The organism is Streptomyces sp. NPDC058773 (genome assembly GCF_042746015.1).
Classification (GTDB): domain Bacteria; phylum Actinomycetota; class Actinomycetes; order Streptomycetales; family Streptomycetaceae; genus Streptomyces.
Window position 1 is genome coordinate 428,441 of sequence record NZ_JBHYPE010000001.1, and the last position, 14,639, is coordinate 443,079.

The 14,639-nt window shown below is 71.2% G+C and carries 14 protein-coding genes; 9 read left to right on the top strand and 5 right to left on the bottom strand.

Going from position 1 to position 14,639, the window contains the following annotated elements; translation table 11 throughout:
• The first annotated feature begins 1 nt into the window (after position 1).
• The 4 genes from ACFW5B_RS01895 to pssA all read left to right on the top strand — a co-directional run bounded on the left by ACFW5B_RS01895 (position 2) and on the right by pssA (position 3,399).
• Entirely contained in the window at positions 2-526 is a 525-nt protein-coding gene (locus ACFW5B_RS01895) for a MaoC family dehydratase (protein ID WP_386431624.1), read from the top strand.
• 2 nt (positions 527-528) lie between these two features.
• The gene (locus ACFW5B_RS01900; protein ID WP_328383052.1) at positions 529-1,734 is read left to right on the top strand and encodes an acyl-CoA dehydrogenase family protein; all 1,206 of its coding nucleotides are present in this window, start codon (positions 529-531) and stop codon (positions 1,732-1,734) included.
• A 170-nt stretch (positions 1,735-1,904) separates the two neighbouring features.
• Positions 1,905-2,552, top strand: a complete 648-nt coding sequence (locus ACFW5B_RS01905) for a phosphatidylserine decarboxylase (protein WP_042161276.1) — start codon at positions 1,905-1,907, stop codon at positions 2,550-2,552.
• Positions 2,539-3,399, top strand: coding sequence for a CDP-diacylglycerol--serine O-phosphatidyltransferase (gene pssA, locus ACFW5B_RS01910; RefSeq protein ID WP_181018717.1), 861 nt, complete (start codon positions 2,539-2,541; stop codon positions 3,397-3,399). Before ACFW5B_RS01905 ends, pssA begins: the two co-directional genes overlap by 14 nt.
• A 38-nt stretch (positions 3,400-3,437) precedes the next feature.
• Here pssA and ACFW5B_RS01915 read toward each other — a convergent pair whose 3' ends face one another.
• Entirely contained in the window at positions 3,438-4,643 is a 1,206-nt protein-coding gene (locus ACFW5B_RS01915) for a glycerate kinase (protein ID WP_386431714.1), read from the bottom strand.
• 203 nt (positions 4,644-4,846) lie between these two features.
• Between ACFW5B_RS01915 and ACFW5B_RS01920 the strand changes: the two genes are divergently transcribed.
• Both ACFW5B_RS01920 and ACFW5B_RS01925 read left to right on the top strand, forming a co-directional pair.
• Positions 4,847-5,347 (top strand): NUDIX domain-containing protein, encoded by a 501-nt coding sequence (locus ACFW5B_RS01920; RefSeq protein WP_386431717.1) that lies wholly within the window; start codon positions 4,847-4,849, stop codon positions 5,345-5,347.
• A 137-nt stretch (positions 5,348-5,484) separates the two neighbouring features.
• Positions 5,485-6,294, top strand: coding sequence for a DUF4037 domain-containing protein (locus ACFW5B_RS01925; RefSeq protein WP_386431629.1), 810 nt, complete (start codon positions 5,485-5,487; stop codon positions 6,292-6,294).
• An 85-nt stretch (positions 6,295-6,379) separates the two neighbouring features.
• Here ACFW5B_RS01925 and ACFW5B_RS01930 read toward each other — a convergent pair whose 3' ends face one another.
• Complete coding sequence (locus tag ACFW5B_RS01930) at positions 6,380-6,928, bottom strand: methylated-DNA--[protein]-cysteine S-methyltransferase (RefSeq protein WP_386431632.1); 549 nt, start codon at positions 6,926-6,928, stop codon at positions 6,380-6,382.
• Between the two features lie 158 nt (positions 6,929-7,086).
• Positions 7,087-8,559 carry an AlkA N-terminal domain-containing protein gene (locus ACFW5B_RS01935; protein WP_386431635.1) on the bottom strand — a complete coding sequence of 491 codons (1,473 nt, stop codon included), beginning with the start codon at positions 8,557-8,559 and terminating at the stop codon, positions 7,087-7,089.
• Between the two features lie 633 nt (positions 8,560-9,192).
• Between ACFW5B_RS01935 and ACFW5B_RS01940 the strand changes: the two genes are divergently transcribed.
• The 3 genes from ACFW5B_RS01940 to ACFW5B_RS01950 all read left to right on the top strand — a co-directional run bounded on the left by ACFW5B_RS01940 (position 9,193) and on the right by ACFW5B_RS01950 (position 12,164).
• Positions 9,193-9,747 carry an LmbU family transcriptional regulator gene (locus ACFW5B_RS01940; RefSeq protein ID WP_386431638.1) on the top strand — a complete coding sequence of 185 codons (555 nt, stop codon included), beginning with the start codon at positions 9,193-9,195 and terminating at the stop codon, positions 9,745-9,747.
• Between the two features lie 339 nt (positions 9,748-10,086).
• A complete protein-coding gene (locus ACFW5B_RS01945; protein WP_386431641.1) occupies positions 10,087-10,590 on the top strand; it encodes a PH domain-containing protein in 504 nt (167 codons plus the stop codon).
• Positions 10,587-12,164, top strand: coding sequence for a PH domain-containing protein (locus ACFW5B_RS01950; RefSeq protein WP_386431644.1), 1,578 nt, complete (start codon positions 10,587-10,589; stop codon positions 12,162-12,164). Before ACFW5B_RS01945 ends, ACFW5B_RS01950 begins: the two co-directional genes overlap by 4 nt.
• Before the next feature lies 1 nt (position 12,165).
• On the opposite strand, the gene rfbB is transcribed toward ACFW5B_RS01950, so the two are convergent.
• Together rfbB and ACFW5B_RS01960 are read right to left on the bottom strand one after the other, a co-directional pair.
• Positions 12,166-13,146 carry a dTDP-glucose 4,6-dehydratase gene (rfbB, locus tag ACFW5B_RS01955; RefSeq protein WP_386431647.1) on the bottom strand — a complete coding sequence of 327 codons (981 nt, stop codon included), beginning with the start codon at positions 13,144-13,146 and terminating at the stop codon, positions 12,166-12,168.
• Between the two features lie 127 nt (positions 13,147-13,273).
• The gene (locus ACFW5B_RS01960; RefSeq protein WP_386431650.1) at positions 13,274-14,302 is read right to left on the bottom strand and encodes an NAD-dependent epimerase/dehydratase family protein; all 1,029 of its coding nucleotides are present in this window, start codon (positions 14,300-14,302) and stop codon (positions 13,274-13,276) included.
• Between the last annotated feature and the right edge of the window lie 337 nt (positions 14,303-14,639).

Sequence of the window (14,639 nt, forward strand, 5' to 3'; positions counted from 1 at the left end):
GATGCAGTTCGGCCGCACCTACGAAGAGTTCACCGTCGGCGACGTGTACAAGCACTGGCCGGGGAAAACCGTCACCGAATACGACGACCACCTCTTCTGTCTGCTCACGATGAATCACCACCCGCTGCACATGGACAGCAACTACGCGGAGCAGACCACCGACTTCGGGAAGAACGTCGTCGTCGGCAACTACATCTACTCCCTGCTGCTGGGCATGTCGGTGCCCGATGTCTCCGGAAAGGCCATCGCCAATCTGGAGATCGAGTCGCTGAAGCACGTGGCGCCCACCTTCCACGGCGACACCCTCTACGGCGAGACCACCGTGCTCGACAAGACGCCGTCGCGCTCCAAGACGGACCGCGGCATCGTCCACGTCGAGACCAAGGGCTACAAGCAGGACGGCACCCTGGTCTGCGTCTTCCGGCGCAAGGTCATGGTCCCCACGGCCACCTACATCAAGGAGCGCGGCGGCGAGCAGCCCGGCCGCCCGGAGCTTGCGGCCCCGCCGGCCAAGAAGGAGAAGTAGCCATGACCCGTCTCGCGCAGACCGAGGGCCTGACCGACATCCAGCGGGAAATCCTCTCCACCGTCCGCGATTTCGTGGACAAGGAGATCCTGCCGGTCGCCACCGAGCTGGAGCACCGCGACGAATACCCGTCGCAGATCGTCGAGGGCCTCAAGGAACTCGGCGTGTTCGGCCTGATGATCCCCGAGGAGTACGGCGGTCTGGGTGAGTCCCTGCTCACCTACGCGCTGACCGTAGAGGAGATCGCCCGCGGCTGGATGAGCGTCTCCGGCATCATCAACACCCACTTCATCGTGGCGTACATGCTCAAGCAGCACGGTACGCAGGAGCAGAAGGACTACTTCCTGCCGAAGATGGCGGCCGGCGAAATCCGGGGCGCCTTCTCGATGTCGGAGCCGGCGCTGGGGTCCGACGTTTCGGCCATTTCCTCCAAGGGCGTGCGGGACGGCGACGAATACGTCCTCAACGGCCAGAAGATGTGGCTCACCAACGGCGGTTCCTCGACGTTGGTCGCGGTGCTGTGCCGGACGGACGAGGGTCACCCGGAGGGCACCGCCCCGCACAAGTCGATGACGACCTTCCTCGTGGAGAAGGAGGCCGGCTTCGGTGAGGTGCGGCCGGGCCTGACCATTCCCGGCAAGATCGACAAGATGGGCTACAAGGGCGTCGACACCACCGAACTGATCATGGACGGGCTGCGGATCCCCGCCGACCGGGTGCTCGGCGGCGAGACCGGACGTGGCTTCTATCACATGATGGACGGCGTCGAGGTCGGCCGGGTCAATGTGGCCGCACGTGGCTGCGGTGTCGCCCAGCGCGCCTTCGAGCTGGGTGTTTCGTACGCCCAGCAGCGCCACACCTTCGGCAAGCCGATCGCCCAGCACCAGGCCATCCAGTTCAAACTGGCGGAAATGGCGACAAAGGTCGAGGCGGCCCATGCCATGATGGTTAACGCCGCTCGCAAAAAGGACTCGGGGCAGCGAAACGACCTTGAGGCGGGCATGGCGAAGTACCTGGCCTCCGAGTACTGCAAGGAAGTGGTGGAGGACGCGTTCCGCATCCACGGCGGTTACGGCTTCTCGAAGGAGTACGAGATCGAGCGCCTCTACCGCGAGGCCCCGATGCTCCTGATCGGTGAAGGCACCGCCGAGATCCAGAAAATGATCATTGGGCGACGGCTACTGGAGGAGTACCGGATCCAGGGGTGAACATCCCGTTTGGGCCCTTTTGGTCTAGACGAAGATCACACCCCGTCATCGTTCTTCGGCCACGGATTGGCTCTGGCTCTTGGCCAGTTGCCGCTCGTAACCGATAGCATCCACGGAAAGCCGCCGTCCCCCGTATCCATAAGCGGCATCCTCCGCTACGAAGGTCATCCATGCCCCACAGCCAATCCTCTGCACAACGCGGTCGCGTCCGCCTCGCGCGCGGAGCGTCGCCGTGGCTCCTGCCGACCGTTGCCACGGCAGCGGTCAGTCTCGCCCGGTCCCGCCGGTCGGGTCGCTGGGCCGCCGTTGCCGTGCCCACCACCGCACTGGCGGCGGGCATGCTGTGGTTCTTCCGCGACCCCGAGCGGGAGATCGCGCAGGGCCGGGTCATCTCTCCGGCCGACGGCGTGGTGCAGAGCATCATGCCGTGGAAGGACGGACGGACCCGCGTCGCGATCTTCATGAGCCCGCTGAACGTCCACGTCAACCGTGCGCCGCTGGCCGGCACGGTGACCTCCGTGGAGCACATCCCCGGTGGATTCGTTCCGGCGTTCAACAAGGAGAGCGAGAACAACGAGCGGGTGGTCTGGCACTTCGACACCGAGCTCGGTGACATCGAGATGGTGCAGATCGCCGGCGCGGTGGCCCGCCGCATCGTCCCCTACGTGCCCCAGGGCACCAAGGTCGAGCAGGGCGAGCGGATCGGGCTCATCCGCTTCGGCTCGCGGGTCGACGTCTACCTCCCGGAGGGCGTCGAGGCCGCGGTCGAGGTCGGCCAGGCCACTACCGCGGGGGTGACTCGCCTTGACCGTGATTGATCCGGAAACACAAGCCGGCTGGGCACCGGAGACCGACGAGGACGAGGACGACATGCCGCTGTCCACGCGGCTGTCAATAGCGGACACCCTCACCCTCGGCAACGCGATCTGCGGCTTCATGGCGGTGTACTTCACCACCACCGGCGTCCTCATCCCGCATCTGACGGGCAACGAGGACGGCGGGATGGCCCGGCACAGCGCGGCGATGGCCGTGATCCTGATGCTCCTCGCGTCGGTCTTCGACCTCTTCGACGGGCTGGTGGCGCGCAAGCTGCGGGCCTCGGCGATGGGGGCCGAGCTCGACAACCTCTCCGACCTGATCAGCTTCGGGCTGGCGCCCGCGTACTTCGTCGTGACCTGGGGCATGGTCGCCCAGGACGCGCACCAGCGGGTGTCGGTCGTCGCGGCGGTGGTGGTGCTGCTGGCGGTGGTGCTCCGGCTGGCCCGGTTCTCCTGCGTCACGCTGCGTGACGGAATCTTCCAGGGCATGCCGAGCCCGTTCGGCGCCCTGACCGTCGTCGCCATCGTGCTGCTGGAGCTGCCGTTCCTGCCGACGCTGCTGGCGATCATCGGGGTGGCCTGGCTGATGGTGAGCCGGGTCGAGTACCCCAAGCCGCGGGGCCGCCTCGCGGTGGCGATGCTCAGCTGGATCGTGCTCAGCATGGGCATGCTCGCCGCCTGGGCGCTGGACGCCCCCGGCGGTCAGCTGCTGCTCCAGACCGGCTGCTCCCTGCAGGTGGTCCTGGGCGCGATGATCCCGCTCTTCGCGACGGCCCGGCGGGTCAACACCTTCCGCGACAACCGTCGTGAGTCGCGCGCGGAGTCCCGCGCCGCACAGCTTCCCTAGCGGAACCGCACACAACGCCGCGGGGCCCCCGCGCAAACCTAGCCCGGGGGCCGGGGGGGTGGGGGGGGGGGGGGCCCCCGCGGGGGGCCCCGGCCCCCGACCCGGGAGGGCCCCCCCCCCGGGGCCGCCGCCCGCTCCAGCAGCGGCCCCGCCTCGGCCATGCAGCGGGCCGGGTCGGGCTCCAGATCCGTCAGCGCGTACGCCCGCCGGATACCGGCCGCGGTGAGCGCCTCCTGCGGCAGCCGGAGCCGCCCGCAGACCGCGACCACGTCCAGGCCCGCCGCACGGGCCGCGGCGGCGACCCCGGCCGGCGCCTTGCCGTGCAGGGTCTGCTCGTCGAGCGAGCCCTCGCCGGTGATGACGAAGGTGGCCCGCGCCAGCGCCGGCGCGAAGCCCAGGACGTCGAGCATCACGTCGATGCCCGGCCGGAACGCCGCGCCCAGGCCGACCAGCGCGCCGTAGCCGATCCCGCCCGCGGCGCCCGCGCCCGGGGCCAGGGCGTGTTCCGCGGCCTCGGGCCCCACCGCACGCTCCAGCACCGCGGCGTAGTGCGCCAGCGCGGCGTCCAGCGTGGCCACGTCCGCCTCGCTCGCGCCCTTCTGCGGGCCGTAGACCGCCGGTGCGCCCTTCGGGCCGGTGAGCGGATTGTCGACGTCGCTGGCGAGCACGATCGCGGTCTTCGCCAGCCGGGGGTCGAGACCTGACAGGTCGGCGGTGGCCAGGTCGCGCAGCGGCCCGCCGCCGGGCGCGATCGGTGCGCCCTCCGCGTCCAGGAACCGCGCGCCGAGCGCGGTGAGCATCCCCGCCCCGCCGTCGGTCGTGGCGCTGCCGCCGACACCGAAGACGATCGAGGTCGCACCCGCGTCGAGGGCCGCGAGCAGCAGCTCGCCGGTGCCGTACGTGGTCGCCGTCAGGGGCGCGAAGACGCCACCGGGAAGGTGCTGGAGTCCGGACGCCTCCGCCATCTCCACCACCGCGGTACCTCCCCCAGCTACCGCTGGGGATGCCTCCGCACGCAGCGCGAAGGTGGCCGTGACCGGCGCGCCCGTGGGGCCGGTGACCCGTACCCGGTGCCGGGTGAAGCCGGCCGCGAGGGCCGCCGCCACCGTGCCGTCGCCGCCGTCGGCGACCGGGACGGCCGAGACCTCCAGCTCGGGAACGGCGCTCCGCAGACCGGCCGTGACATGCTCGGCGACCTCGACGGCCGTGAGTGAGCCCTTGAATTTGTCCGCGGCGATCAGCACATGTGCCGTGGGTGTCCTTGCAGCGTCCGCCACCGTGTTTCCCCTTGCTTTCGAACTGGCAGTCGCGCCGCTGTGACCTTATCCGGCGCATGCCGCGGCGAACAGGGCATCCGGTACGGCGGTGCCACCGGGCGCGCCCGTATACGCCCCTCGGAGATCCGCGGGGACAACGGGACAGCCCGTAGGCTCGCGTCGTGACGACCATGGACTACGCCACCTATATCGCCGGTCTGCCCCGGGTGATCGCGGGCGCGGGCACCCTCTTCCGCGACGCGGAGGGCCGCCTGCTGCTCGTGGAGCCCAACTACCGCGACACCTGGATCCTGCCCGGCGGCACCATCGAGTCGGACGCCGGGGAATCGCCCCGCCAGGCCGCCCGCCGTGAGACCGCCGAGGAGATCGGCCTGGACATCGAGCCGGGCCCGCTGCTCGCCGTCGACTGGGTGCGCGGCAAGGAGCGGCCGCCGCTGGTGTCGTACCTCTACGACGGCGGGGTGCTGGACGCCGCGCAGCTCGCCGCGATCCGACTGCAGGAGGAGGAGCTGCTCTCCTGGCGCCTGGTGCACTGGGACGAGGCCCGCACCCTGGTGAGCCACCAGATGGCCCTACGGCTCGACGCCGCGCTGAAGGCCCTCGCGACCGGGCGTGGCCCGGCGGAACTGGAGGACGGATTTCCGCCGGGTGGGGGTGAGGGGGCGGCTTAGGGGCGGCTCAGGCGGCGGGGTCATTGGGCCGTGCCGCGCCTCAGCCGGTGCCATCCCCTGCCCGGCCCCTCCCCCAGCTGACGGACCGTCGAAATGCGCTGGACAGCGGGGAGTCGGCGCTGCCTAGGCTGGCCACCATGGACACCATCGCAGCGAGGATCGCCCAAGTGCCGGGAGTGGTCGGGGTGATGCTCGGCGGCAGCCGGGCACGGGGCACGCACCGGGCCGACTCCGACTGGGATCTGGGGGTCTATTACCGGGGAGAACCGGATCTGATGGCCCTGGAGGCGCTGGCCGCGGAGCTGACCGGCGGTCCGGTCGAGGTGTACGGGCCGGGCTCCTGGGGTGCCTGGGTGAACGGCGGCGCCTGGCTGGTGCTGCCGGACGGCCGTCATGTGGACTGGATCCTGCGGGACGTCGACCGGGTGCGGCAGGTCTGGGACGAGTGCCGTGCGGGCCGCTTCGAGATCGGCGAACAGGCCGGCCACCCGCTCGGCTTCTGGTCCCCCGCCTACCCGGGCGAGGCGGCGCTGGGCCGGGTACTCGCCGACACCGAGGGCGAACTGACCCGTCTCCGGAGCGAGACCCGGCACTACCCGGAAGCCCTGCGCAAGGAGCTGACCGGCCGCGCGGTCTGGGACGCCGGGTTCTCGGTGGCGATGGCGGGCAAGGCCCACGCCGCCCGGGACGTACTCCACACCGCCCTGTGTCTGTCCCGCGCCGCCGGCGACCTCGTCCAGGCCCTGCACGCCCACCACCGGAACTGGTGCCTCAACGAGAAGGGCGCCCTGGCCCAAGCCGCCGCAATGCCGGACACCCCACCCGACTTCGCCGCCCGTACCACAGCCCTGCTCGGTGAACTCGGCCACACGGAAGCGCAGTTGCGCCGGTCCCTTACGGAGGCGGAGCGGCTGGTGGCGGAGGTTCGGGCGGTGACGGGCGGCTAGCGGGCGCTGTCGCTGGGGCCGTCGGGCGCCTTCGCTGGGGCCGTGGGCAGTGGTGTCGGCCGCGGCCTTCCTGTACGTGTCGCCGTCAGTCGCACATCTCCGCCGGGAAGAGCGTGTCGGCGGTTCGCTCGAAGGCGAGCAGGCGGCGCTTGCGGTCGAGGCCGCCGCCGTAGCCGGTGAGGCTGCCGTCGGCGCCGACGACGCGATGGCAGGGGACGATGATGCCGACCGGGTTGCGGCCGTTGGCCAGGCCGACCGCGCGGGACGCCGACGGGGCACCGAGCCGCTCGGCGAGCTGCCCGTAGGTGACGGTCTCGCCGTACGGGATCGTGCACAGCGCCGCCCACACCCGGCGCTGGAAGGGCGTGCCGCGCAGGGCGAGCGGCAGGTCGAAGGTGGTCAACTCGCCGCGGAAATAGGCCTGGAGCTGGGCGATGGCCGCGGTGAACGGCGGGGCGCCGGGGTCCGCCGGGGTGCCGAAGGTCTCCTGGGGCGGGCGGTGGCGCTGGTCGGTCATGTAGAGGCCGCTGAGGGCATCGCCGGTGGCAACGAGGGTGAGCGGCCCCACCGGGGTGCCGTCCAGGACGGTGTGGGTGACGGGGGCGGTGGCGGCTTCGGATGCGTGAACGGTCATGGCGGTGGGCTCAGTTCGTCGAGAGGTAGGGGGCTGGGCTGGGTTGCCGGGAGGTAGTGGGCTCGGTTGCGTCGCGAGGTGGGGGCCTCAGTGCGCCGGCAGGCGGTGGGCTCGGTTCGTCGAAAGGTAAGGGGCCCGGTTCGTAGGCAGGTGGTGGGTCAGTTCGTCGGGAGGTGGTTGATGGGGTGGTCGTCGGTCGCCCAGAGGTACTGGACGGCGTAGGCACGCCAGGGGCGCCAGAGTGCGGAGTGCCGGATGAGGGCGGCCGGGGTGTGCGGCAGGCCGAGGCCGGTGGCCGCGCGGCGCAGCCCGAGGTCGGTCGGGGTGAAGGCGTCCGGGTCGCCGAGTGCGCGCATGGCGATGCATTCGACGGTCCAGGGGCCGATGCCCGGCAGCGCCGCGAGCTGCGTCCGGGCGGCGTCCCGGTCGCTGCCGACGCCCAGTTGCAGCGCGCCGGAGCCGAGCGCGGCGATGACGCCGGTGAGGGTGGCCCGGCGGGTGCGGGGCATCGCCAGCTGCTCCGGGTCCAGTTCGGCGAGCGCGGCGGCGGACGGGAAAAGATGGCTGAGGCCGCCGTCCGGGTCGTCGACCGGTTCGCCGTGCGCACGGACCAGCCGGCCGGCGTGGGTACGGGCCGCCGCGGTGGAGACCTGCTGGCCGAGGACGGCGCGGACCGCGAACTCGTCCGCGTCGGCCGTCCGCGGGACCCGGCGGCCGGGCGCCTTGTCGACGAGCGGAGCCAGCCGCGGGTCCTCGCGGAGCAGCCCGTCGACGGCTTCCGGGTCCGCGTCGAGGTCGAGCATCCGGCGGCAGCGGGCGATGGCTCCGGCGAGATCGCGCAGGTCGGTGAGGGAGAGGCGGCAGTCGATGTGGTCGGGGCGGGGCGCGAGGGCGACGATGCCGTGCCCGTAGGGGAGGTTCAGGGTCCGGCGGTAGGCGCCGTCCCGCCACTCCTCGACGCCCGGGACCGCGGTGGCGGCGAGGTGCCCGAAGAGGTTGTCGGGGTTCAGCGGCTGCCGGAAGGGCAGCCGCAGCGCGAGCGCACCGGGCGCCGTCCCCCGCGGGCCGGGCCGGGCGCGCTGCCGCAGCTCCGTCGGGGACAGCGCGAAGACCTCCCGCACCGTCTCGTTGAAGGTGCGGATGCTGGCGAACCCGGCGGCGAAGGCGACCTCGGCCATCGGCAGTGCGGTGGTCTCCACCAGGAGCCGGGCGGTCTGCGCACGCTGGGCACGGGCCAGGGCGAGCGGCCCGGCCCCCAGCTCGGCCAGCAGCTGCCGCTCGATCTGCCGGGTGCTGTAGCCGAGCCGGGCCGCGAGTCCGGGAATGCCCTCGCGGTCGACGACGCCGTCGGCGATCAGCCGCATGGCACGGGCGACGAGGTCGGCCCGCTCGTTCCACTCCGGGGACCCCGGGCTGGCGTCCGGCCGGCACCGCTTGCAGGCCCGGAATCCGGCCTGCTGGGCGGCGGCCGCGCTCGGGTAGAAGCGCATGTTCTCCGGCTTGGGAGGCACCACGGGACAGCTGGGACGGCAGTAGATACGGGTCGTGAGCACGGCGGTGTAGAACCAGCCGTCGAAGCGGGCGTCCTTGGACTGCACGGCGCGCAGACAGCGCTCGGTGTCGGTGTGCATGCCCTCAGGATTCCTCAGCCGAGGGCCTCGGGCTGGCGGGAATCCGACATCGACGTTGATGACGGTTCCGGCTCCGGGCTCCGGGCTCGGGCTCCGGGAAAGCGGTCCCACCGTCTCGCGCCATCGCCTGCCGCCCTCCGTCTCTCCGTCCGCCACATCGGCGCCACCCGCTGAGCCTGCGGCCTGATCTGTGGGGTTTCCGGCCCGTCAGTGGGGTACACATCCGGTGAACGCCGGGGATGTGCCAGTGATTCCGCGGGATTTCCCCGTGCCCCCTTCAGGCACCGGCAGGTCGGCGATAAGCAGTCCAGTAGAAATCCCGCCAGTTTCGGCTCGATATCCGCCGTCGAACCACTGGGCGGTGCCGGCGGCTGCGTCTCGCCAGCGGGACGATGACCACACCGAAACCCCGTTCGCAAGGCGCCACCTCGACGTTTAGGTTTCGTGGGGGAAGTTTAAAGACTCTATATAGTCGGCATTTGGTCAGTCCTGGCAATCTGGCACCACAAGCAAGCAGTGACCGGATCAGGCAAGGACGGTACGAGTTTTATGTCAGACCATGGCCACCGGGTAATGACAGCTGCGGCGGACAATGCACGACCGGTGATACGTCCGACACAGGAGCGGCTCGGCGTGGCGAGCAAGGCCATCACCAAGAGGGTAGCCCTCTCCATGCCATCGGGTATGACCATTGAAGAATGGCGCAATCTCGGTCGGCAAATTCATGTCATCTCTGATTCTTCCGCCTGGTGGCTCGGGGACTGGCTCATTTTCGGCCAGTCCCAGTACCCGAATCGGTACAAGCAGGCCATCGCCGAGACCGCACTCGACTATCAGACGCTCCGCAACTACGCCTGGGTCGCCCGTCGGTTCACTCCCGACCGGCGCCGCGCCAAGCTCAGCTTCCAGCACCACGCCGAGGTCACCAGCCTGCCCGAGGCGGAGCAGGACAACTGGCTCGGCCAGGCCGAGCTGCACGGCTGGTCCCGGAACGAGCTCCGGCGCCGGATCCGCAGCGGACGTGAGCTGGGCGACGACGGCAAGGCGGTCGTGCACATCAAGATGGATTTGGTCGATCAGCAAAAGCAGCGCTGGCAGCGGGCCGCGGAAAATGCCGACCAGGATCTGCTGGCATGGATGGTTTCGATTCTGGACCACGCCGCCATTACGGCACTCGAAAGCACATGAGCAGGAACGGCATCACCGCTGTGATCTCTTCGGGGGAATGATCGGGGGAATGAATCGTCGCAAGGTCTGCGCATGCACGAGGAGTACCTGCTCCCGGCGCCGCAGGCCTTGCCGTCCATTGCCGGCCGCCGATGCCGGAATCAAACCCTCCGCCCGGAAACTTCCCCCCTTCCTCACTGTCTGTCCGGTCCTGCAGTCCGGACATTGACCGCTCCTCTCCGCCTTTCTGCCTCCATGCCGGCGAACCGGCCGGGCCGATGGTGTGTGCGCCCCGCTGGTACACGGCATTTCGCCGGAGCCACCGGGCTAGGATTCGACGGCGAACCGAGGAGGAGAGGTATGGATCAGGTCAAGACACCTCAACTGCGCCCCCCTGCCTGCACATTCGATCGTAGGTTCATCGTCTGGTGGCGTATTCGTCTGGCGATCTCCGCCCTCTTCGTGGTGACCGGATGCGGAGTGCTCACCACTGTGCTGCTCGGCGTGCGTTCGGTGTGGCCTTGGGCGGGTGCCGGGATACAGCTCGCAGTCCTCGTTCCGGCTGTCCTGCTGTTACCCGTCCTGTGGTACCGCCTGCACCGCTGGGAAGTCACCGATACCGCGGTCTATGTGCGCACCGGATACCTCCGGCGGGAATGGGCCGTCATCCCGATATCCCGCATCCAGACCGTCGACACCCTGCGCGGGCCGCTGCGGCAACGGCTGCGTCTGGCCACCGTGTTGGTGAGCACCGCCTCGTCCAAGGGTGAGCTCACGCTCCATGGGCTGGCGGACACGACGGCCGTCGACCTCGCCCGCCGGCTGATCGAAACCGCCCAGGCCACCCCGGGAGACGCGACATGACGGACACCACCGGCCCCGCCGTGACGGCGGACGACTGGCAGCATCTCGACCGGCGGTCCGTGGCGTTCACCGCGGCCCTGGTCGCGGGCATCGCCTGCGGCGCCGCCGTCCCCACCACCATCGGTCTCGCCCGTGAACACGGCCTCGCCACCGCGCTGTCCTGGGTACTTCCGGTCACCGCCCTGGTGCTCCTGCTCAGCCCGCTGGCGGGGCTGGCGTTCTGGCGGTCCATGCGCTACCGGATCACCGATGAACTCGTCGAGACCCGCTTCGACCTGGTCGTCAGGTCCCGCCGGACGTTGCGCCGGGAACGGCTGCGCACGGTCGATGTCACCGCCAGTCCGCTGCACCGGCTGTTCGGACTCGCCGAACTGACCGCCGGGACCGGCCAGGGCGGCAAGGACGGTGAGCGGGTCAAACTGGCGCCGCTGCACCGCCACGAGGCGGACCGGATAAGGCGCTTGCTGCTGAACGAGCCGGAGCCGGAGACCGAGACGCCGGAGCGCGGCCCCGGCGTACTCGCCGCCCTCGACTGGAGCTGGCTCCGGTACGCACCCGTCTCGATCGCCGCGCCCGCCACGGCCGCCGCGGCGTTCGGTCTCGCCCTGAAGATCGCGGACTGGTTCGGCGCGGAAAGCTCCCTCTTCACGTACGCGGTCCAGGTGCTCGGCAACGGGCGCGTGCTGCCGGCGGTGCTGGCCCTGGTGGCGGCCGGGGTCCTGATCGGCGTGCTCGGCTCGCTGCTGTGGTTCGTCGAGCAGTGGTGGGACTACCGGCTGGAGCGCGGGCCGGACGGGACCGTGCTGCACTGCCGGCACGGCCTGTTCACCACCCGGTCGGTCTCCCTCGAGCAGCAGCGGCTGCGCGGCGTCGACCTGGTGGAGCCGCTGGGCAGCCGGTCGTTCGGCGCGGCACGGGTGGACGCGGTCGGCACGGGCATCCGGAAGGCGGACGGCGACAAGAAGACGGCCGGCTACCGCACTCTGCTGCCGACCGCACCGCGTGCGACCGCCGACCGGGTGGCCGCCGCGGTGCTGCGTACGGAAGCCGTGCCCACCTCGGCCGCACTGCGTACCCATCCGCCCGCTGCCCGCCGCAAGCGCCTGGTCCGGGCGGTGTGCGCGGTCGTGGCGGTGTGTGCGGTCCCGGCCGTGCTGGGCGTTGTGGTGTCCGGGGTGCTGCTGCATGTCGCGTGGATCTCCGCGGTCGTTCTCCTGCCGGTGGCCGGGTGGCTCGGCCGGGATGCGTACCAAAGTCTCGGCCATGGGCTGAGCGGCGCCCATCTGGTCACCCGCTCGGGCACCTTCTCCCGGCACACCGTGGCGCTGGAGCGGTCCGGGGTCGTCGGCTGGAAGATCCGGCAGTCGGTGTTCCAGCGCCGGGCGGGGCTGCTCTCGGTGACCGCCGTCACCGCGGCGGGTTCCGGCGGGTACACCGTGTACGACGCGGCCGAGGCCGACGGGATCGCGCTCGCCGATGCCGCGGTGCCCGGTCTGCTGGAGCAGTTCCTCGAACCGGCCGGACAGCCGGTGCCCTCCGGGCAGGCGACGGCCGGTGACGGGGCGGACCGGTGAACTACCCGGCGGACGGCGGGCGTTTGTGCGCCGTCCACCAGGCGCGGTTGTCGGCGTACCAGGCCACGGTGTCGGCCAGCCCCTGGTCGAACGTCACGCGCGGGGCGTACCCCAGTTCATCGCGGATCTTGGTCTCGTCGAGCGCGTACCGGAGGTCGTGGCCCTTGCGGTCGGCCACCCGGCGCACCATGGAGGCATCCGCTCCGCACAGGTGGAGCAGCCGGTCGGTGAGGGCGCGATTGGTCCGGGCGTTGCCGCCGCCGACGTGGTAGATCTCCCCCGCCGACCCCTTGGTGAGGACGAGGTGGATGGCCCGGCAGTGGTCGTCGACGTGCAGCCATTCGCGAACGTTGCGCCCGTCGCCGTACAGCGGGACCGGCAGGCCCTCCAGCAGATTGGTCACGAAGAGCGGGATCAGCTTCTCGGGGTGCTGGTACGGGCCGTAGTTGTTGGAGCAGCGGGTGATCGACAGGTCGAGCCCGTGGGTGCGCCAGTAGGACCGGGCTATGAGGTCGGCGGCCGCCTTGGAGGCGGCGTACGGGGAGTTGGGCAACAGCGGGTGCTCCTCCGTCCAGGAGCCTTCCTCGATGGAGCCGTACACCTCGTCCGTGGACACCTGCACCACGCGCCCCACGCCCGCCGTCAAGCAGGCGTCCAGCAGCGTCTGGGTGCCACCGACATTGGTACGGATGAACTCCGCCGCGGACTCGACGGAGCGGTCGACATGCGATTCGGCGGCGAAGTGGACCACCGCGTCGTGGCCGGGCAACAGGTCACGCAGCAGCGGCCCGTCGCAGACGTCGCCCCGGACGAAGTCCAGCCGGGGGTGGGTGGCCGGCAGGTTCTCCCGGCAGCCGGCGTAGGTGAGTTTGTCGAGCACGGTGACCCGGGCGTTCTCGCAACCCGGGTAGCCGCCGTCGAGCAGGGTGCGCACATAGTGCGAGCCGATGAACCCGGCACCGCCGGTGACCAGGATCCTCACCGTGTCACCTCGTTCCGGGTGCGGCCGTCGGGCCGTGTTGACGAACGCGGGGCGTGCGACGGGCACATGGGAACTCCGTAGGGGTTGTGGACTTGCCGGACGGGGTGCGCAAGCTCCGGGGGACGCTTCAGGACTGCGGCCGTGCGGCGCCCCGGTGCTGCGCGGATGCCTGCTGGGCGAGCGCGGTGGCGGTGTGCTGCACCGCGTCCTCCCAGCGGATCTGCGGCCGCCAGCCGCTGGCCGCCGTGAACGCCGAGGGGTCGATCACGAAGTCGAGGAAGTCGGTCGGGCCGGCCTGGTCCGGCGGCGGGACCGGGACGACCGGGACCGGCGGCTCTCCGGTGGCCTCGGAGACCGCTCGGGCGATGCCGGTCAGCAGCGCACCGATGGTGGTGGCCCGGCCGGTCCCCACCAGCCAGTGCCGCCCCGCCAGGCGGTCGGGGTGGTCGAGGGCCGCGACCAGGGCGCGGGCGGCGTCGTCGACGCAGACCAGGTCCCGGGCGACCGAGCCGTCGTGCCACATGGTCAGCGGTTCACCGGCGAACGCGCGGCGCAGCATGGTCGACACCAGACCCTTGTCGTACGAGCCGGCCGCCGCGCCCTGCCCGAACAGCGTGGCCAGCCGCAGGGTCGTCCCGCGGATCACACCCTCGGCGGTCGCGGCCTTCAGCGCCAGCTCGGCGTCCAGCTTCTGCCGGTCGTACGTGGTCAGCGGTTCGTCCGGGGTGAACTCGGTGATGCGCCCGGCGGCGCAGCTGCCGGTCTGCGAGGTGGAACCGGGGAAGACCACCACCGGTGGCCGGCTCCGCCGCCGGGCACGCAGCGCGTCGATGACGTCGTGCACCAGTCCCAGATTGACCCGGGCGGCCGCCGTGTCTCCCGAGGAGACCCGCCAGGTCGCCGAACCGGCGATATGGGCGACGAGATGCAGCACCGCGTCGGCTCCGTCGACGGCCTCGGCCACCGCACCGGGCGTGGTCAGATCGGCCTGGCGGACCTCGATCTCGGCGCGGTGCCCGTCGGGCACCGACGCCGGGCGGCGGGCCACCAGTCGCAGCCGCATCGGGCGGTTGGCCAGCTCCCGGGTCACTGCCGTGCCGAGCAGGCCGGAGGCGCCGAGCACGACGACCAACGGGGTGGTGGGGCTGTCTGTCACGGCCACTCCTTGGCAGAGCCACTGCATTCATCGGGGAGATCGGTTTCCGGACCGCTCCGGGAACAGCACGACGGGAGGTCATCACCGTCCGTCGGATCGGTATTCATTCCGCGCCGGCTTTTCCGTACGGCTTCGCCGGTAACCGGTGCACGCGGCGGTCGAGGCCACGGCGGGAAACTAGCATCGTTCGCCCGATGACCGCCAAGAATGCTGTGCGGGGTTGTTGTGTGGGGGGGGGGGGGGCCGCCCGGGGGCGGCGCCCGCCGGGCCGGCCCCCGGCGGGGGGGGGGGGGGGGCCGCGGGGCGCGGCCGCGCCCCCCCCACCGCCCCGCCCCCC